The 18,210-nt window shown below is 70.3% G+C and carries 18 protein-coding genes; 6 read left to right on the top strand and 12 right to left on the bottom strand.

Going from position 1 to position 18,210, the window contains the following annotated elements:
* Positions 1 to 4: 4 nt before the first annotated feature.
* Positions 5 to 1,459 carry a sensor histidine kinase gene (locus OHT77_RS18200; RefSeq protein WP_328829534.1) on the bottom strand — a complete coding sequence of 485 codons (1,455 nt, stop codon included), beginning with the start codon at positions 1,457 to 1,459 and terminating at the stop codon, positions 5 to 7.
* Entirely contained in the window at positions 1,456 to 2,142 is a 687-nt protein-coding gene (locus tag OHT77_RS18195; protein WP_328829533.1) for a response regulator transcription factor, read from the bottom strand. Before OHT77_RS18195 ends, OHT77_RS18200 begins: the two co-directional genes overlap by 4 nt.
* Positions 2,143 to 2,338: 196 nt before the next feature.
* On the opposite strand from OHT77_RS18195, the gene OHT77_RS18190 reads away from it, so the two are divergent.
* Positions 2,339 to 4,741 carry an MMPL family transporter gene (locus OHT77_RS18190; RefSeq protein ID WP_328834271.1) on the top strand — a complete coding sequence of 801 codons (2,403 nt, stop codon included), beginning with the start codon at positions 2,339 to 2,341 and terminating at the stop codon, positions 4,739 to 4,741.
* Between the two features lie 65 nt (positions 4,742 to 4,806).
* On the opposite strand, the gene OHT77_RS18185 is transcribed toward OHT77_RS18190, so the two are convergent.
* The 4 genes from OHT77_RS18185 to OHT77_RS18170 all read right to left on the bottom strand — a co-directional run bounded on the left by OHT77_RS18185 (position 4,807) and on the right by OHT77_RS18170 (position 7,045).
* Positions 4,807 to 5,601, bottom strand: a complete 795-nt coding sequence (locus OHT77_RS18185; RefSeq protein ID WP_328829532.1) for a TetR/AcrR family transcriptional regulator — start codon at positions 5,599 to 5,601, stop codon at positions 4,807 to 4,809.
* Positions 5,602 to 5,612: 11 nt separating this feature from the next.
* Positions 5,613 to 6,134, bottom strand: a complete 522-nt coding sequence (locus OHT77_RS18180; protein WP_402414256.1) for a thiol-disulfide oxidoreductase DCC family protein — start codon at positions 6,132 to 6,134, stop codon at positions 5,613 to 5,615.
* A complete protein-coding gene (locus tag OHT77_RS18175; protein ID WP_328829531.1) occupies positions 6,131 to 6,538 on the bottom strand; it encodes a hypothetical protein in 408 nt (135 codons plus the stop codon). Before OHT77_RS18175 ends, OHT77_RS18180 begins: the two co-directional genes overlap by 4 nt.
* Positions 6,539 to 6,634: 96 nt before the next feature.
* Positions 6,635 to 7,045 (bottom strand): VOC family protein, encoded by a 411-nt coding sequence (locus tag OHT77_RS18170; protein ID WP_328829530.1) that lies wholly within the window; start codon positions 7,043 to 7,045, stop codon positions 6,635 to 6,637.
* 85 nt (positions 7,046 to 7,130) lie between these two features.
* On the opposite strand from OHT77_RS18170, the gene OHT77_RS18165 reads away from it, so the two are divergent.
* Positions 7,131 to 7,523: a hypothetical protein gene (locus OHT77_RS18165; RefSeq protein WP_328829529.1), complete on the top strand. Its 393-nt coding sequence runs from the start codon at positions 7,131 to 7,133 to the stop codon at positions 7,521 to 7,523.
* A complete protein-coding gene (locus tag OHT77_RS18160; RefSeq protein WP_328829527.1) occupies positions 7,523 to 10,003 on the top strand; it encodes a DUF4132 domain-containing protein in 2,481 nt (826 codons plus the stop codon). Before OHT77_RS18165 ends, OHT77_RS18160 begins: the two co-directional genes overlap by 1 nt.
* Before the next feature lie 13 nt (positions 10,004 to 10,016).
* Here the strand turns inward: OHT77_RS18160 and OHT77_RS18155 are convergent, their stop codons facing one another.
* The 6 genes from OHT77_RS18155 to OHT77_RS18130 form a co-directional block, all read right to left on the bottom strand.
* The gene (locus tag OHT77_RS18155; RefSeq protein WP_328829526.1) at positions 10,017 to 10,625 is read right to left on the bottom strand and encodes a Uma2 family endonuclease; all 609 of its coding nucleotides are present in this window, start codon (positions 10,623 to 10,625) and stop codon (positions 10,017 to 10,019) included.
* Positions 10,626 to 10,783: 158 nt separating this feature from the next.
* Positions 10,784 to 11,563, bottom strand: coding sequence for a succinate dehydrogenase iron-sulfur subunit (locus OHT77_RS18150; protein WP_328829524.1), 780 nt, complete (start codon positions 11,561 to 11,563; stop codon positions 10,784 to 10,786).
* Complete coding sequence (gene sdhA, locus OHT77_RS18145; protein WP_328829523.1) at positions 11,563 to 13,317, bottom strand: succinate dehydrogenase flavoprotein subunit; 1,755 nt, start codon at positions 13,315 to 13,317, stop codon at positions 11,563 to 11,565. Before sdhA ends, OHT77_RS18150 begins: the two co-directional genes overlap by 1 nt.
* Positions 13,318 to 13,341: 24 nt before the next feature.
* A complete protein-coding gene (locus tag OHT77_RS18140) occupies positions 13,342 to 13,821 on the bottom strand; it encodes a succinate dehydrogenase hydrophobic membrane anchor subunit (RefSeq protein ID WP_266771770.1) in 480 nt (159 codons plus the stop codon).
* Between the two features lie 5 nt (positions 13,822 to 13,826).
* Positions 13,827 to 14,207 (bottom strand): succinate dehydrogenase, cytochrome b556 subunit, encoded by a 381-nt coding sequence (gene sdhC / locus OHT77_RS18135; protein ID WP_078652359.1) that lies wholly within the window; start codon positions 14,205 to 14,207, stop codon positions 13,827 to 13,829.
* A gap of 257 nt (positions 14,208 to 14,464) precedes the next feature.
* Positions 14,465 to 14,968: a 2-oxo-4-hydroxy-4-carboxy-5-ureidoimidazoline decarboxylase gene (locus tag OHT77_RS18130; RefSeq protein ID WP_328829522.1), complete on the bottom strand. Its 504-nt coding sequence runs from the start codon at positions 14,966 to 14,968 to the stop codon at positions 14,465 to 14,467.
* 218 nt (positions 14,969 to 15,186) lie between these two features.
* On the opposite strand from OHT77_RS18130, the gene OHT77_RS18125 reads away from it, so the two are divergent.
* The 3 genes from OHT77_RS18125 (at position 15,187) to OHT77_RS18115 (ending at position 18,118) form a co-directional block, all read left to right on the top strand.
* Positions 15,187 to 16,842 (top strand): beta-N-acetylhexosaminidase, encoded by a 1,656-nt coding sequence (locus OHT77_RS18125; protein WP_328829521.1) that lies wholly within the window; start codon positions 15,187 to 15,189, stop codon positions 16,840 to 16,842.
* Between the two features lie 189 nt (positions 16,843 to 17,031).
* Entirely contained in the window at positions 17,032 to 17,601 is a 570-nt protein-coding gene (locus OHT77_RS18120) for a hypothetical protein (protein WP_328829519.1), read from the top strand.
* Positions 17,602 to 17,713: 112 nt separating this feature from the next.
* The gene (locus OHT77_RS18115; protein WP_328829518.1) at positions 17,714 to 18,118 is read left to right on the top strand and encodes a hypothetical protein; all 405 of its coding nucleotides are present in this window, start codon (positions 17,714 to 17,716) and stop codon (positions 18,116 to 18,118) included.
* Positions 18,119 to 18,210: the final 92 nt, after the last annotated feature.

Here is an 18,210-nt window from a genome sequence, read left to right as displayed (position 1 = left end):
TGTCCTACGACGGCACAGGCGTCCGTGTCGGCAGGGTCACGGTCACCGCGAGCCCCTCGCCCGGCGCCGTCCGCACCGCCACGTCCCCGCCGTGCGCCTGGACGACCCCCTGCACGATCGCCAGCCCCAGACCGCTGCCCGCGCCGCCGCCCGCCCGGAAGAAGCGGTCGAAGATGCGCGCCGCGTCGTCCTCGCACAGCCCCGGACCCTGGTCCGCGACACACAGCCGTACGACCCCGTCCTCGCGCTCCAGACCGAGCCGCACGGGCACGTCCGCGGGGGTGTGGGTGCGGACGTTGGTCACCAGGTTGCCGAGTATCTGGCGCAGGCCCGACTCGTCGGCGCGCACCAGGAGGGAGCCGTCGGCGCCGACCGTGACGGGCCGCTCCGGCTGCTGCACCCGCAGGTCCTCGGCGGCGTCGCGCACCAGGCGGCTCAGATCGACGCTGCGGAAGCGCAGTTCGGGCCGCTGGTCCAGGCGGGCCAGCATGAGGAGTTCGTCGACGAGACGGCCCATGCGGTCCGCCTCCGCGTTCATCCGGTCCCAGGCCCGCTTGCGCTCGTCGGGCTCGGTCAGCATGCCCTTGTCGTACAGCTGGAGGTAGCCGCGTATCGCCGACAGCGGGGTGCGCAGCTCGTGCGAGGCGTCCGCGACGAAGCGGCGCAGCTGGGCCGCCGTACGCTCGCGCGTGCGGTACGCCGACTCCACCTGGTGGAGCATGGAGTTGAGGGCGACCCGGAGCTGCTCGACCTCCTGGGTCGGGTGGTGGCTGGAGGGCACGCGGCGGGTCAGATCGCCCTCCGCGATGGCCGTCGAGGTCTCGACCATGTCCTCCAGGGGCAGCATCCGGCGGCGCACGTTCATCATGGTGAGCGCGGCGAGCAGCACGAGCAGGAGGCTGCCGAAGGCGAGGTCCAGTTTGAGGGCCTTGGCCATGGCGTGGTGGAGGCCGCCGGTGGAGGCGGCGATGAGGATGTACGTGCCGTCGGCGAGCCGGGTCCCGATCGCGCGGTACGGGTCGTCGCCCAGCGAGATGTCGCGCGGTGTGCCGTCGGCGGCGAGGGCGGCCGGGTCGCTGAAGAGGGCGGCGAGCGCCCGCTGGTCGGCGGTCGGGGCGAAGCCGGCGATGGTGAGCACCTTGCCGTGGGCGTCGACCGCCGCGAACACCTTGTCCGGGTTCGCCGAGGCGGCGCTCCGCTGGGGCATCAGCTGGTCGCCGAGGCCGGACAGGGTGCTCAGCATGTTGAGCTGGTCCATGGTGAGCTGCGAGCCGCTCAGCGAGTCACGGGACTTGGTCAGCTCGGTGTCGACCTGGGCGAGCAGGTAGTGCCGCATGCCCATGAGGCTGACGGCGGTGGCCATGACGATGCCGAGGGCCAGCAGCACGAGGTTGGCCAGGGTGAGCTTGGCGCGCAGGGAGTGGGCGCCGCGCTCGCAGTTCGGCAGGCAGAAGTTCATGCCAGGCCGTATCCGACGCCCCGCCGCGTGGTGATCACGGGCGGTCCCAGGGTCTCCAGCTTGCGCCGCAGATAGCTGATGTAGGTCTCCACGACGGTCGACTCCGGCGGGGTGTGCTCGTACTGCCAGACGTGGCGCAGGAGTTGCTCCTTGGGCACGACCCGGCCGCCGTTGCGCACGAGGAAGCGCAGCAGGGCGTACTCCGTGGGGGTCAGCTCGACCGAGTTGCCCGCGCGGTGCACCGAGTACGTCGTCTCGTCCAGCTCCAGGTCGCCGTAGCGCAGGGGCGGGCGCTGGGGGAGGACGTCGGCGGGGCGGGTGCGGCGCAGGACGGCGGTGATGCGGGCGACGACCACGTCGATGTCGAAGGGCTTGGTGATGTAGTCGTCGCCGAAGCCGAGGGCGCCGACGATCTCGGCCGGCGCGTCCCGCGCGGTGAGGAAGACCAGTGCCAGATCGGGCCTGCGGGCGCGCAGTTCGTGCCCCAGGGCGCGGCCGTCGCCGTCCGGGAGCATCACGTCGAGCAGCGCGCAGTCGGGGCGGGTGCGCTCGGCGAGGGCGAGCGCCTCGCGCACGGTGCCCGCGACCATCACCTCGAAGCGGTGGTAGCGCAGCGCGATGGCGAGGACGTCCGCGATGCTCGGTTCGTCCTCGACCACCAGCACGGTTCCTGGAGCCGTCATGCCCCCAGTATCGGCCGGGGCACCGACAGCCGGGCCGGTTCGGTCTTTGGAGTTCCTTGAGAGTCATGGCCGATACGTGTCCACGCGTGCGTGCCGCCGCCAATTCTGTAGCCCAGGACCTGGGGGACCAACCGACCGATCGAATGATCGACCGATTCAACTCGGTTTCGAATAAGGAGCGTTGAACGTGGCGGCATTGGCACGGTGGTGCTATCGGCACCGGCTGGTGGTCCTGTTGCTGTGGGTGGGGGCGTTGTTCGGCCTGGGTCTGTCGGCCTCGACGGCCGGGACGGACTACGCGAACGTCTTCTCCCTCCCGGACACGGACTCCAAGAGCGCGTACGACCAGATGGCGAAGGCCTTCCCGAACACCTCGGGCGACACCGACACGGTCGTCTGGAAGGTCGACTCGGGTTCGGTGAAGGACCCGTCCGTGCAGTCCCGGATCCAGCCCGCGCTGGACAAGATCGCCGGCATGAAGGGCGTCGGCGGAGTCACCGGCCCCTACTCGGGTGCCCGGGGCGCGGGTCAGATCAGCTCCGACGGGACGATCGCGTACGCGCAGATCACCTTCGCCGACCAGGCGAACGCCGTCCCCAAGGACCTCGTCCAGAAGGTCGTGGACACCGCCCAGGACGCCGGACGCAAGGGCCTCAAGGTCGAACTGGGCGGCCAGGCCGTCCAGCGCGTGGAGGAGCCGCCGGGCGGCATCGCCGAGGGCGTCGGCATCCTCGCGGCGGCCGTCGTCCTGTTCCTGGCCTTCGGCTCGTTCTACGCGGCCCTGCTCCCGATCGGCGTCGCGGTCTTCGGCGTCGGCACGGGCCTGTTCTCCACCCAGCTCCTGAGCCACACCACCGACATCCCCGACCTGGCCCCGCTGCTGGCCACCCTGATCGGCCTCGGCGTCGGCATCGACTACGCCCTGTTCATCGTCACCCGGCACCGACGCGGCCTCCAACGCGGCCTGGATCCCGAGGAGTCGGCGGTCATCGCCCTCAACACCTCGGGACGCGCGGTGCTGTTCGCGGGCGGCACGGTGTGCATCGCGCTCGCCGGGATGCTGGTGACGAACCTGCGCTTCCTGGACGGCGTGGTCATCGGCACCTCGCTCACGGTGGTCCTGAGCGTGCTCGCCGCCACGACGCTGCTGCCCGCCCTGCTCGGCTTCCTGGGCATACGGGTGCTCAGCCGCAAGCAGCGGCGCAAGCTGGCCGCGACCGGGGTCGAGCCGGAGCGCACCGACAACCTCGCGGTCCGCTGGTCGGCCGCCGTGCAGAAGCGGCCGCGCCGGATCGCCGTGTTCGCGCTCGTCGTCATGGCCGTCCTCGCCTTCCCGGTCCTGTCGCTGCGTCTCGGCGCCACCGACCAGGGCAACGACGACTCCTCGACGACCACCAGGCAGGCGTACGACCTCCTTGCCGACGGTTTCGGCCCCGGGTTCAACGGCCCGCTCCAGGTGGTCACTTCGAGCGGTGACACGGCCACCCTGGTCAAGGACATCCAGGGCACGGAGGACGTGGCCCAGGTCGCCGCGCTGCCGCCCGCGCACGGTGTGACGGTGATCCAGGTCGTCCCGAAGACCTCACCGCAGTCCCAGCAGACGGACGACCTGATCGACACCCTGCGCGACAAGGTCATACCCGGGGCCGGTGCGACCGGCCACGTGGGCGGGGTGACGGCGATCTCGAAGGACTTCGCGACCGTCACCGGGGACCGTCTCCCGCTCTTCGTCGCGACGATCATCGGCCTGAGTTTCCTGCTCCTCCTGCTGGCCTTCCGCTCGCTGGTGGTCCCGCTGACGGCCGCCCTGATGAACCTCGTCGCGGCGGCAGCCTCCTTCGGTGTCCTGGTGGCGATCTTCCAGTGGGGCTGGGGCCTGGACATGCTGGGCCTCGGCAAGGAGGGCCCGATCAACGCCTTCCTGCCGGTCATCATGCTGTCCCTGCTGTTCGGCCTCTCCATGGACTACCAGGTGTTCCTGGTGAGCCGGATGCACGAGGAGTGGGTCCACACCAAGGACAACGCCCGCGCGGTCCGCGTCGGCCTCGCGGAGACCAGCCGCGTCATCAACAGCGCGGCCCTGATCATGGTCTGCGTCTTCCTGGCCTTCGTCCTGAGCGGCAACTCCGGCGCGGCGACGGCGGGCGTCGGCCTGGCCGCCGCGGTCGCCCTCGACGCGTTCATCCTGCGTACGGCCCTGGTGCCGGCCGCGATGCACCTGCTGGGCAAGTCCAACTGGTGGCTGCCCGGCTGGCTGGACAAGGCGCTGCCGCACCTCGCCGTGGAGCCCGCCGAGGAGCCCGTACAGGCCGCCCCCGAGGGCCCGGCGTCAGCCGTCCACGGCTTCGTCCGCACGGCCGAGGGCGAGCCCCTGGAGGGCGCCGCGGTGACGCTGCTGTCGGCGGGCGGACGCCAGCTGGACCGCGTCGAGACCTTGGCCGACGGCTCGTACATCGTGTCGGTGCCGGGCCCGGGGACCTACCTCCTGGCGACGACGGCCGCTTCCTACGGCTCGATCGCCCGCCACGTGGCGGTGACGGACGGTCCCGTGATCCACGACGTCGAGCTCGCCGAGGGCGAGGTGGACGCCGTCAACTGAGCGGCGGAGGGCGCCTGTCGGAGGTCCGGGCAGGCTCCTCAGGAGGGCGTTTTACGGAACGCGTCTCAGGGGCGCTCGTCGTCGGCAGGTCCGGCGGCGGGCGCCCCGCGCTTCTCCTTCTTCGCCTTCGCCGGGTCGGGCAGCGCGTGGGTCATGCCCGGCAGGAAGTCCGTGAACAGGTCGTGCACCTCGAGGACGAGCGGCCGCAGCACCCGGAAGCGGGCGAGGGACACCCCGCGCGCGGTGAGCCTGGCCCCGCGCGCGGCCAGCCGGTAGCTCCGCTCACGGCCCTCGGTGCGGTCGAACACCCAATACAGCACGAGCCCCATCTGGGAGAGCCACATCAACTCCGGGAGCACGTCCCGCAGTTCCGGCGCCACCTTGGTCTTCGCCCCGTACAGCACCTCCTTGTGAACGTCGATGGCCTGCACACGCGCGTGCTCGCTCTCCGCGGAGAACGGGCTGAGCGGGCTGTCCGGGTCGGCGGCGTTCTTGAAGAACTGCACCGCGAACTCGTGGTACGGCGTCGCGATGTCCAGCCACACCCGGAGCACGCCCGAGAGCCGTGCCTCCAGGTCGGTCTCCCGGTCCAGCACCTCGCGGACCGCGACCCGGTGCTCCTCGGCGAGCCGGTCGTAGAAGCCCTGGATCAGGTGCTCCTTGCCGGCGAAGTAGTAGTACGCGTTGCCGACCGAGACGCCCGCCTCCTTGGCGATCGCCCGCATCGTCGTCTTGTCGTAGCCGTGCTCCTGGAACAGCCGCATGGCCGTCTCCAGGATGAGCGCACGGGTCTGCTCGGACTTCGGGGACCTGGCGGGCGTACCGCCGTCCGCTTCGGGGCTGTCGTTCTTCGCGGGCACGGGAAGAGAGCCTATCCAGTGGGGCAGGAACCGTCCGCGCAGCCCGGCGCGGTGTAGCTCCACCCTCGGTGCGGGTCGTACGACCAGCCGTCCCCCTGCCGGTACACCCCGCCGCCCCACCGTCCGGCGCCCCACTGCGCCCCGCGCCACTTGGCGGCGGCGAGGACGGCGCCCCGGGCGAGCCGGGCCCCGGCCGGGGTGTTCAACCGGTGTGCCAGGGGCCGCTGTTCGCGCAGGGCCCACAGGGTGACGATCCAGGCGGCGGCGCCCTGGTAGACCTGCCCGGAGTCGCCGATGACGGTGACCTCGTCGAGGGTGGCCCGGTGGTCGAGCCCGGGGAAGCGCTGCCGGGCCTCTTCGGAGGAGGCAGGCACGAGTTCCAGGGGCACCAGCTGCGGCTGCCGTACGAGCCAGTCGCGGACGAAGGCGCACAGGGAGCAGTCGGCGTCGTAGAGGACGGTCAGCCCGTGGACCGGGACGCGCGAGGCGTCCCGGTCCTGGGTCCCGCCGAGGGCCGGGGCCACCCCCGTCACGCCCCGGCCGTCGGCGGGACCCACCCCTGCGGCGCGATGGGCGGTATCTGCTCCCGCTCCATGACCCCCCGCCGCCGGATCTTGTTCAGCACGAACACGTTCCCCAGGTGCATCACCCCGAGCACCAGCAGCACCACGCCCACCTTCTTCGACAGGGCCTCGAAGATGCCCCGGGTGTCGTCGATGGTGCCGTCGCCGCTCAGGTACAGGGCGACGAACCCGAGGTTGACGAGGTAGAAGCCGACCACCAGGAGGTGGTTCACGGCCTCCGCGAGTTTCTCGTTCCCCCGGAGGACGTCGGAGAGGAAGATCCGTCCGTTGCGGCTGAGGGTGCGGGCCACCCAGACGGTGAGTCCGATGCTGACGAGCAGGTAGATGACGTAGGCGATGACCGTGCGGTCCATGCGCCTCCCCCTTCTTGAACGCGTTCAAAAACGCTGACAGGAAGAACTGTAGGAGCATTTCTGAACACGTTCAACTTGCTTGCGCTGGGACCTGCGTCACACCCGTCGCGCCAGCTCCGGGCGCTTCGAATAGTCCGTGAGACCAAGGACGTTGCCCCACGGATCGGCGATCTCGACGGTCCACCCGGTGGCCACGGAGAACGGCGGATCGAGCAGTGCGACACCGGCCGCGGTGAGGTGTCGCGCGGCCCGCCGCGCGTCCGGCACCTCCAGCCACACGCGCGGTGAGGGCCACGGCGGCGGCCGGTGCCCGAGCCCCTCCTCCTGGCGCAGCAGCACCCCGGGGGTCTCGCCGCCGACCTTCAGCAGCGCGATGCCGGCCTCGTCGAGCCGGAACCCGACGGTGAACCCCGCGCGCTCGTAGAAGCCGACGGCCTCGCCGAGATCCCCGACCGGCAGGAGGACGTTGTCGAAGCCGAGCAGTTCGTACGACTCTTCATCTGACATGCCATCAGATTAGGGCGATGATCGGCGCGGGCCCGGGATTGCCGACGGGACGGGATTGTCAGTGCCGCCTCGTACTGTCGCAGGCATGGGAATCGTGACGTTCGTCGACGAGACGACAAGCGGGGGCCGCAGCGACGGCTGGGCACTGGAGATCGCCGAAGAGCGCATCGACGCGGGCGAGTTGATCCGCCGCCGGGTCTTCCAGGAGGTCGCCGAGTACCACGCGCGGACACCTGCCGTCTTCCAGGGCCTCGTGCAGCCCCAGGACACCGAGCGGGTGCTGAACGGATACGCGCTGCGCACCCCCCGCCGGATAGACCCCGAGGCACAGACGGAGCTGGCGCTCAAGGCCTTCGCGGGCAACGGCTTCCTGCTGCTGGTCGGCGACCGCCAGCTCACCGAGCTCGACGACGAGATCGAGCTGGGACCCGGCGTCGAGGTCACGTTCCTGAAGCTCGTCGCGCTGGTGGGTGGCTGATGACCGACACCACCACCACACCCGACCAGCAGGCCCGTGACGTCCTCGGCCTGGTCGCCGCCGAGGAGAGCGACATCGTTCCCCACCTGCTCGTGCTCGCCGAACTGGTCGACGACCAGTGGCACTCCCGCTCACCCGGCGGCCCCGTCGTCGAGGCGGTGCTCGGCTCCGGCCAGGACTTCCGGAGCCGCCTGGCCCGACGGCTGGCGGAGCGCTACGAGACAGCGGCACAGGACGCGGTCGAGCGCCGCCGCATCAAGCGCCTGCTCCAGGCCGTCCGGGGCCTGGAGAGCCTCGAGGGCCGGCCGTCTTCCCGCGCCGCCCTCATGCGTCTGCTCGCCGACCAGGAAATGCACTACCACCCCAGCCAGTTGGTCCGGCTCGCCGAGCTGGAGTCCGCCGAGGGCCGCGAACTGCCCGGCGCCTTCGTGGCGTTGATCCGCCGCACCCAGCTGCTCGGGTGGAGCCCCACCATGAGCGTGCTCGGCCCGATCATCGCCCGGTGCACCGACCCCGTCGTGAACCCCGGCGAGGCCTGGTCCGACCTGGCCCTGGCGGACCTGGCCGGCCTCGGCGAGGACTGGCGGCGGCTGGTCGCCCACGCCACGACCGCCACCGCCGCCCGCCCCTCCGCGAAGTGGGACAGGACCGGGCGGACCCTCGTCGACACCGTCGGCCCGGACGCCGTGCGCACCCAACTGCTGTCCTGGCTGCGGCTGGTGGGCCGGCCGCGCACCCATCCGCTGGTCGACACGGGGCACGCGGGCGAGAGCTTCGACCCGTACAACGCCACTATCCTGCGCGGCCTCGTCTGGCTGCTGCCCCTGCTGCCGGCGCACCCCGACACCGCCCGGACCCTCGGCGCCCTCGTCGAGACCTCACTGCGCAAGGTGGCGGGCCTCGGCCCGGTCAACCCCAAGGTCGCCAACGCGGCGGTCCTCGCGCTGGCCCGCATCGACAGCGAGGCCGCCCTCGCCGAACTCGCCCGCCTCGGCACCCGCGTCACCTACAAGGGCACCCGCAAACTGCTCGACACCGCCCTGGACACCCGGGCCGAGGAGAAGGGCCTCAGCCGCGAGGAGGTCGAGGAACTCGCCGTCCCCGCCTACGGGTTGACCGAGGTCGGCCGCACCGAGCAGGCACTCGGCGAGACCACCGCGGTGCTGGAGGTGCACGGCCCCAAGGCGGTGCTCAGCTGGCGCAACGCGGCAGGGAAGCCCGTGAAGAGCGTGCCCGCCGCCGTCCGCCGCGACCACGCCGACGAGCTCAAGGAGCTGAAGGCCGCCGTCAAGGACATCGACAAGATGCTCACGGCGCAGAGCGAGCGCCTGGACCGCCAGTTCCTCGCCCGCCGCACCTGGGCCTACGCCGCCTGGCGCGAGCGCTGCGTCGACCATCCCCTCGTCGGCACACTCGCCCGCCGGCTGCTGTGGACGGTCGACGGGACGACGGTCGGACACGCCGACGGCGAGCTGCGCACCCTCGACGACACCCCGGTGACGGAGGGCACGGAGGTCACGCTCTGGCACCCCGTCGGACACAGCCCCGACGAGATCGTCGCCTGGCGTGACTGGCTCGAACGGCACGGCGTCACCCAGCCGTTCAAGCAGGCCCACCGCGAGGTGTACCTCCTCACGGACGCCGAGCGCACCACGGACACGTACTCGAACCGCTTCGCCGCGCACGTCCTGCGCCAGCACCAGTTCCACTCCCTGGCGGCCGTCCGCGGCTGGCACAACAAGCTCCGCCTGGCCGTCGACGACGAGGCACCGCCCGCCGTCCGCGAACTCCCGCGGTGGGGGCTGCGCGCCGAGTACTGGATCGAGGGCGAGGGCGGCGACGACCACCTCGACATCACCGAGTCCGGCAGCTTTCTGCGGCTGCGCACCGACCAGGTCCGCTTCTACCCGCTCGACGCGCCGCCCAACTCGGCACACTGCTACGGCGGCGAGTACCGGATGCACCTGCGCGACGGAGCGGCCCCCGTCGACCCGCTGCCCCTCACCGCGATCCCGCCGCTCGTCCTGTCCGAAGTCCTGCGCGACGTCGACCTGTTCGTCGGCGTGGCCAGCGTCGGCAACGACCCGACCTGGCAGGACGGCGGCCCCGGCGGCCGCTTCCGGGAGTACTGGACGTCGTACGGCTTCGCGGAGCTGAACCAGAGCGCCCAGACCCGCCGCGCCCTGCTCCAGCGCCTGATCCCGAGGCTCGCGATAGCCGACCGCTGCACCTTCGAGGGCCGGTTCCTGCACGTCAGGGGTGAGCGGCACACGTACAAGATCCACCTCGGGTCCAGCAACATCCTGATGACCCCGGACGACCGCTACCTCTGCATCGTCCCGGGCTCCAACCCGTCCGCCCCGCAGGCCGGTTACCTGCCCTATGAGGGGGACCGGATGCTGGCGCTGATCCTCAGCAAGGCGATGCTGCTGGCCAGGGACACGGAGATCACCGACCCGACGATCCTGAGCCAGTTGTGAGCGGGCGGCGGGGTCAGTCGCTCTTGGGCTGACCGGCCTTGAGGATCTCGGCGACGTCGAGGGTGACTTCGGCGCCGATGGACTTGGGCAGGGTGACCACTTCGCCGGGGGAGTGCGGGCGGTGGCTCTCGTAATCGTCCCCCGTGGGATTGGTCAGGACGTGGAGGCGCTGATGCCTGCGGTCGATGATCACGTAAACCGGAACCTTGGCGGCGGCGTACGCCTTCACCTTGTCTCGCAGGTCGGTCCGGTAGTTGCTGGAGGTGACCTCAAGGACCAGGCGGAAGCACACGGGGTCGTAGCAGTTGTTCTCGATGCGGTGATCCCGGTAGTCCGCGTCGACCACCACAAGGTCGGGGATCGCGTAGTCCTCTGTTCCGGTCGGCAGCCAGAGGCCAATTCCTTGGAGCACCTTCGACTCCGTCCCGTGCAGACCGGAAGCCGCGAAGAGCAGCATGAGCTCGGTCAATGCCTCGGCGTGCGGGCCGTCCGGGGGCGGGCTCACGAGGATCTGGCCTCCGATGATCTCGACTCGGTAGCCCGGGTTGCGATCCATGAGACGGTTCGCCTCCGCGATCAGCGGACGGTCGTCGTGGGGCCGCTCGACGGATGCTGCGGACATCGCGTGCCTCCTGCTGGGCTGGTGTCGAGAGCATCATCGTAGGCCGGACAGCGCCGGTATGTCCTTAACGATCACGTTCACCCGAACGGGCACCGCGCGCAGGAGGGCCCCGCTCCCAACCCGGAAACGGGGCCCTCGCAGCCGTAAAGAAAACAACCTCAGAAGCGGCGCGTGATCAGTGCGCGCTTCACTTCCTGGATGGCCTTCGTGACCTCGATGCCGCGCGGGCAGGCGTCCGTGCAGTTGAAGGTCGTGCGGCAACGCCACACGCCGTCACGGTCGTTGAGGATCTCCAGGCGCTGCTCGCCCGCGTCGTCACGGCTGTCGAAGATGAAGCGGTGCGCGTTGACGATGGCGGCCGGGCCGAAGTACTGGCCGTCGTTCCAGAACACCGGGCACGAGGACGTGCACGCGGCGCAGAGGATGCACTTCGTGGTGTCGTCGAAGCGCTCGCGGTCCTCGGCCGACTGGAGGCGTTCCCGCGTCGGCTCGTTCGTGTCGTGGGTGATCAGGAACGGCATGACGTCGCGGTACGCCTGGAAGAACGGGTCCATGTCGACGACCAGGTCCTTCAGGACCGTCAGACCCTTGATCGGCTCGACCGTGATCGGCTTCTCGGGGTTGAGGTCCTTGATCAGGGTCTTGCAGGCGAGACGGTTCTTGCCGTTGATCCGCATCGCGTCCGAACCGCAGATGCCGTGCGCGCACGAGCGGCGGAACGTCAGCGAGCCGTCGAGGTCCCACTTGATCTTGTGGAGACCGTCGAGGACGCGCTCCTTGGGGTCGATCTCCAGCTGGAAGTCCTCCCAGACCGCTTCCGCCGAGACCTCGGAGTTGAAGCGGCGGATCCGGAAGGTGACCGTGATGTAGGGGGAGTCGGCGAAGCCGGGCTCGGGCTGGCCGGCCGCTTCCGCCTTGTCCAGAACAGGGGTAGCCATCAGTACTTACGCTCCATCGGCTGGTAGCGGGTCTGGACGACCGGCTTGTAGTCGAGACGGATGGACTCGGTGCCGTCGTCGCCGACCTCGCGGTACGCCATGGTGTGGCGCATGAAGTTGACGTCGTCGCGGTTCGGGTAGTCCTCGCGGTAGTGACCGCCGCGGGACTCCTTGCGGGCGAGCGCCGAGACCGCCATGACCTCGGCGAGGTCGAGCAGGTTGCCCAGCTCGATGGCCTCGAGGAGGTCCGTGTTGAACCGGCGGCCCTTGTCCTGGATCGAGACGTTGCGGTAGCGCTCGCGCAGCTCCGCGATCTTCTCGACCGCCGTCTTGATGGTCTGCTCGGTGCGGAACACCATGACGTTCGCGTCCATGCACTCCTGCAGCTCGCGCCGCAGGACCGCCACGCGCTCGGTGCCCGTCGAGTTGCGCAGGTGCTCGACCTGGTCGATGACCTGCTGCGCGGGGTTCTCCGGCAGCTCGACGTAGGACGCCTTCTGCGAGTACTCCGCCGCGGCGATGCCCGCCCGGCGCCCGAACACGTTGATGTCCAGGAGCGAGTTGGTGCCGAGGCGGTTGGCGCCGTGCACCGACACGCAGGCGACCTCGCCGGCCGCGTACAGGCCCGGGACGACGGTGGTGTTGTCGGTGAGGACCTCACCCTCGACGTTCGTCGGGATGCCGCCCATCGCGTAGTGCGCGGTGGGCTGGATCGGGATCGGGTCCGTGTACGGCTCGATACCGAGGTAGGTGCGCGCGAACTCGGTGATGTCCGGGAGCTTCGCGTCGAGCTGCTCCGGCGGGAGGTGGGTGAGGTCGAGGTAGACGTGGTCGCCCTCGGGACCGCAGCCGCGGCCCTCACGGATCTCCGTGTAGATGGAGCGGGACACGACGTCACGGGACGCGAGGTCCTTCATGACCGGCGCGTACTTCTCCATGAAGCGCTCGCCGTCCTTGTTGCGGAGGATGCCGCCCTCACCGCGGGCGCCCTCCGTCAGCAGGATGCCCATGCGCCAGATGCCGGTCGGGTGGAACTGGAAGAACTCCATGTCCTCCAGCGGCAGCCCGCGCCGGTACACGGCCGCCTGGCCGTCGCCGGTCAGGGTGTGCGCGTTCGACGTCACCTTGAAGAACTTGCCGCAGCCGCCGGACGCGTAGATCACGGCCTTCGCCTGGAAGACGTGGATCTCGCCGGTCGCCAGCTCGTACGCGACCACGCCGACCGAGGTCTTCACGCCGTCGACGTCGGCGATCAGCTGGTCGAGGACGTAGAACTCGTTGAAGAACTCCACGCCCTCCTTCACGCAGTTCTGGTACAGCGTCTGGAGGATCATGTGGCCGGTGCGGTCGGCCGCGTAGCAGGACCGGCGGACCGGGGCCTCGCCGTGGTTGCGGCTGTGACCGCCGAAGCGGCGCTGGTCGATCGTCCCGTCGGGCGTCCGGTTGAACGGCAGGCCCATCTTCTCCAGGTCGAGGACCGAGTCGATGGCCTCCTTCGCCAGGATCTCGGCGGCGTCCTGGTCGACCAGGTAGTCACCGCCCTTGATCGTGTCGAAGGTGTGCCACTCCCAGTTGTCCTCCTCCACGTTGGCGAGCGCGGCGGCCATACCGCCCTGCGCGGCGCCCGTGTGGGAGCGGGTGGGGTAGAGCTTCGTCAGGACCGCGGTGCGGCTGCGCTTCGTCGACTCGATCGCGGCGCGCATACCGGCGCCGCCGGCGCCGACGATGACGGTGTCGTACTTGTGGATCTTCATCAGGAAATTCCTCAGCCCCGTTGCCTAACGGATGTTCGGGTCGAAGGTGAAGATCACCAGCGTGCCCAGCAGGATGGTGAACACCGTGGCGGTGTAGAGCAGGCCCTTGAGCCACAGCCGGGTGTTCGCGCGCTCCGCGTAGTCGTTGATGACCGTGCGCAGGCCGTTCGCGCCGTGCAGCATCGCGAGCCACAGCATCAGCAGGTCCCAGACCTGCCAGAACGGCGAGGCCCAGCGGCCGGCCACGAAGGCGAAGCCGATCTTGGAGACACCGCCGTCCAGCACGAGCTGGATCAGCAGGTGGCCGAGGACCAGGACGACCAGCACGACGCCGGACAGGCGCATGAAGAGCCAGCCGTACATCTCGAAGTTGCCCCGGGTCGACTTCGGGGTCTTCTGGGTGCGCTTGCGGGGGGCCTCGATCAGCGGCGCGGGGTTGTCTACGGTGTAGACGGACGCGCTCTCGACCGGGCCGATGCCCGACGCGGTTTCAGTCGTGGACATCTGCGTCAGCTCCCGAACAGAACACGAGCGGCGTGGCCGAGCACGGGGTAGATCGCCCCGAGCATGAGCACGAGCCACAGGCCTACGACGGACCAGAGCATCTGCTTCTGGTAGCGCGGGCCCTTCGACCAGAAGTCGACGGCGATGACGCGCAGGCCGTTGAGGGCGTGGAAGAGGATCGCGGCGACGAGGCCGTACTCCAGCAGTGCCACGATCGGCGTCTTGTAGGTGGCTACGACCTTGTCGTAGTCCTCGGGGGAGACACGCACAAGAGCGGTGTCCAGCACGTGTACGAACAGGAAGAAGAAGATGAGGACGCCGGTGACTCGATGAGCCACCCAGGACCACATTCCTTCCCGGCCGCGGTACAGCGTTCCAGCCGGCACGGAAGAACCCTCCGGGAGCGGGGATTTAGGGCCGCGCCGGCTTCTCTGTCGGTCGGGCCCGGCCGGGTACGGTCCTCCGGCCCTCAGCATCGTATCCAGCCGTTGACGTCGGTCTTACGGCGGGCCTGCCTGTGTGATCAAACTGGCACCCAAAGGTGCACGTACGGGCTAGTTTCGGGCGGCTGGTGGAGGTGGGTGGTTCATGTTGTTCGCCGGATACGCGCCGTTTGTGGCTGGTCGCGCGGTTCCCCGCGCCCCTAAAAGCCGAAAACCGCCCGCAGCCGCCCTTTTGCGAGGCGCCGCAGCTCCTCTGCCACCACCACCCGCTCCTCCTCCGGATCGTTCGTCAACCGTGACCGGATGCCTGCCAGTACGTGGTCCAGCACCTCGTCCGGGGCGATTCCGTCCACGCAGATGACGAACACGTGGCCGAATCTCGCCTCGTACGCGGCGTGGGCCGCGTCCAGGGCCATGTGGGCCGCCTCGTACGTGTCGTCGGGGAGCGCGGGAAGGGACTCGCCCGCCAGTGCCTCTGTCAGGTCGCCCGGGGTGAGGTCGTAGGACGCCTCGTCGGATGCGGCGAGTAGGGCGTCGAGGTCGGGGTAGGGGCGGTGGTCTGTGAGGCGGTGGGACCAGCGGTGGCTGCGGAGGCAGGTGAGCAGGGTGTGCCGTACGTCGTCGGCTGGCGCGGTGTTGAAGGCGTCCAGCGAGTGCGGGGACGGCGAGGTGCGGGACTGTTCGGGCAGCGCCGGGACGGCCACTCGGCCGGGAAGGTCGGGGAGCTGGGGAAGGCGGTGCGCAGGCAGGGTGGGTCCTCGCGTCGCGGATGGTGCGGCAGGGGAGGTGGTGAAAGGTGCGTCGGAAGATTATCGGGAGTGGTCATGACGTGTCCGACGGATGCCCGAATTTCACCCGGACGGGAGAGTTTCGGAACGCGTGGTGGACACCCGCGATCCGCTCGGGGCCGTAGGTTGGCGCCGTGAGCCAGCACAGGCGCCGCTCGTCGGCGAAGCAGGTGAAGCAGGGGAAGAAGCGAGGGCTGATCGCGGTCGCCGCCGCCACTGTGGTGGTCGCGGGCGGGGTGGGGCTCGGGCTGTGGGCGGCGTCCGGCGACGAGGGGGGCGCGTCGGTCGGGTCCGGCGACGAGACCTCCGCCGCCTCGCGCGCCGCGGCCTCCCGTTCCGCGTCGCCGAGTCCGACGCGGTCGTATCCGCTGTCGCAGGCGCCCCGCACCATCCCGGCCGTGCGCTCGCACACCCCCGCGCGGGGTCCCGGCTGGCGGCCCGCGAAGGGGGACCGGGTCGTGGTCGAGGACGCCGATCTCGCCGACGAGGGGCGGCTGATCGCCGGTGAGCTGGGGCTGACGTACGGCGGCGAGTCGAGTGACGTGCGCGCCGGGGACGTACGGCTGGCGCTGAACGACGACGAGGGCGCGAACCCGGAGTCGTACGCGATGACCGTGCGCGGCGGGCGGGTCAACATCAGCGGGCCCTCGGACGCGGGCGTGTTCTACGGGACGCGCACGCTCAAGCAGGAGGTGCACGGGGGCGGTACGGCGCCGGAGGGTGTCGTGCACGACCAGCCCGCCAAGCCGCGGCGGGGGTTCATGCTGGACATCGCGCGCAAGCCGTTCACCGCGGCCTGGATCGAGGACCGGGTACGGGAGCTGGGCGACCTCAAGTTCAACGAACTGGGGCTGCACTTCTCCGACGACCAGGGCTTCCGCATTCAGTCCACGACCCACCCCGAGATCGTGTCGAAGGACCATCTGACCAAGGCGCAGGTCAAGCAGATCGTCGAGCTCGCGGCCAGTCGGCACATCACCGTCGTGCCCGAGATCGACTCCCCGGGGCACCTCGGTGCGGTGATCGCCGCCCATCCCGATCTGCAGCTGCGGAACGTGTCGGGGGTCGCCACACGCGGCGCCATCGACATCTCCAAGGACGCGTCCGCCGCGATCGTCGACGAACTCCTCGACGAGTACGCCGGGTTGTTCACCGGCGACCAGTGGAACCTCGGCGGCGACGAGTACCAGGCGCTGACCGTCGCCAACCCCCAGGCGTCCTTCCCGCAGCTGGCGGCCGAGGCCGTGAAGGCCTACGGCTCCGGCGGCACCGTCGCCGACCTCACCACCGGCTGGCTCAACGACCGCGCCGACACGATCCGCACCCACGACCGCACCATGCGGGTGTGGAACGACGGCTTCTTCGCCGGCACGTCCGTGCAGGCCGCCAAGGACCTCCAGGTCGCGTACTGGACGGGCAAGGAGATCGGCGCCCGGCAGCCCGTCGCGTATCTGAGCGCGGGACGCAAGGTCCTCAACTACAACGACGAGTACATGTACTACGTCCTCGGCGAGCCGCAGACCTTCGTCTACCCGACGGGACAGCGGATCTACGAGCACTGGACCCCGCGCGTGCTGCGCGGCACGACGGCGGTCCCCGCGAAGTACGACGCCCAGATCCTCGGCGGCTCCTTCGCCGTCTGGTGCGACCTCGCCAACTCCCAGACCCAGAACCAGGTCGCGGCCGGCATCCGCATGCCGCTGCGCGCCACGATCCAGAAACTCTGGGACCCGGGGACGCCGTCACTGACCTGGACCCAGTTCAAGTCCCTTGCGGACAAGGTGGGTTGACGGGCCCGGAGAAAGGCGGGCCGGCGAGGGCGGTCGGCCCGCGGAGAACCCGGCCCCGTTGGCTGAAAACCTCTTCTTCCGTTTTCCCTGTCTGCGCGAGGGTGTCCCATGTGACACTCCCGGGGTGAGGCGCGCCGTCAGGGGAGATGCGGGCCTCATAGGGGAGGGGCCCCGCTGAGGGAGGTCTGGATGAGTCTGGTGGAACTGATCGCGCAGGCCGACGATCGCGCACTGGCCGCAGGCGGACTGGCTTGTTTGGATCGGTGCGTGCCGCTGCTGGGCGGGGACGACGAGGTGCTGCGCCCGCTGTGGACGAGCCTCGCGGACGGTGCCGTCGGGGAGACGTGGGGCGAGTCCCTGGAGCAGGCCCGTGCCAAGCTCCCCGCCCTCTTCGAGGAGCCCGGCGAGGACGAGGCCGTCCGGCTCGCCCGCACGATGCTCGCGGCCGCGCCGCTCGATCCGGCCGGCGCCGAGGTGCGGGCCTGGGCCGACGCCTGCTCGCTCGACTCGCTGCGGATCCACCGGCTGCTGGAGGTCATGACCCCGGTCGGCGACGCCGATGACGTCGAGGGCCGCCGCGAAGGACGTACCGACGACATGTCACCGCTCGTCGCCGCCGAGCTGCGCCGGCAGATCGCCGTCCTCGAACTCCTCGCCGCGACCGGCTCGAGCGGACTGCGGCAGGTGCTCGCGGTGTCGACCGAGGGACGGCGGGTGCTGCGCGCGGTGGTCTCGCGGCGGGCGCGCGGGCGGAGTTGAGCGGCCGGTCTGTGACCGTCGTGCGGCGGGGGTGGGGCGGTCCTGCGCGGGTCCGGGGAAATGTCCGGATCGGGGTGCCGGAACACCGGCCCGCCGTGCTTCTCCTGGTGTGATGACACAGCAGCTGACAGAGCAGACGACACGCCGGCCCGCCGCCGCCGCGCAGCCCGTGCGGTGGGCCGCGGACACCGTGGCGACCATGCGCGAAGGCGCCCGGGTACGGCTCGACTACTCGGCGCGGAGCCTGTGGCGGGTCGACCGGATGATCGAGGAGATCCGGCGGGAGGGCGCGCCGTACGCCGCGATGGAGAGCGAGTTGCGCGGGTTCGGGGCCTACGCCGGTGAGGTGATCGCACGTCAGACCGGCGGTGAGTGGTGGGCGACCGGGGGCGAGCACTGGCTGCGGACGCCTGAGGGGCGGCTGTGGGACCCCATCGACGAGGCGCGGCGGTGTTTCGGCGGCGACGGGTCGCTGCGGCTGCTGTGCCGGGACGCGGTGAACGGCGTTCGCCCGTAGGGGAGTTCGGCAGGGGAGTCGCGCGGAACGGGAGTTCGGCAAAATCGGCGTAATAAGAAACGCCTGCGTTCCCCATGGGCGGGGTCCGGGAG

The organism is Streptomyces sp. NBC_00252 (assembly GCF_036187565.1).
Lineage (GTDB): Bacteria > Actinomycetota > Actinomycetes > Streptomycetales > Streptomycetaceae > Streptomyces.
The sequence above is the reverse complement of the archived record's forward strand: the minus strand, read 5'-3'. Positions and strand labels throughout refer to the sequence as shown.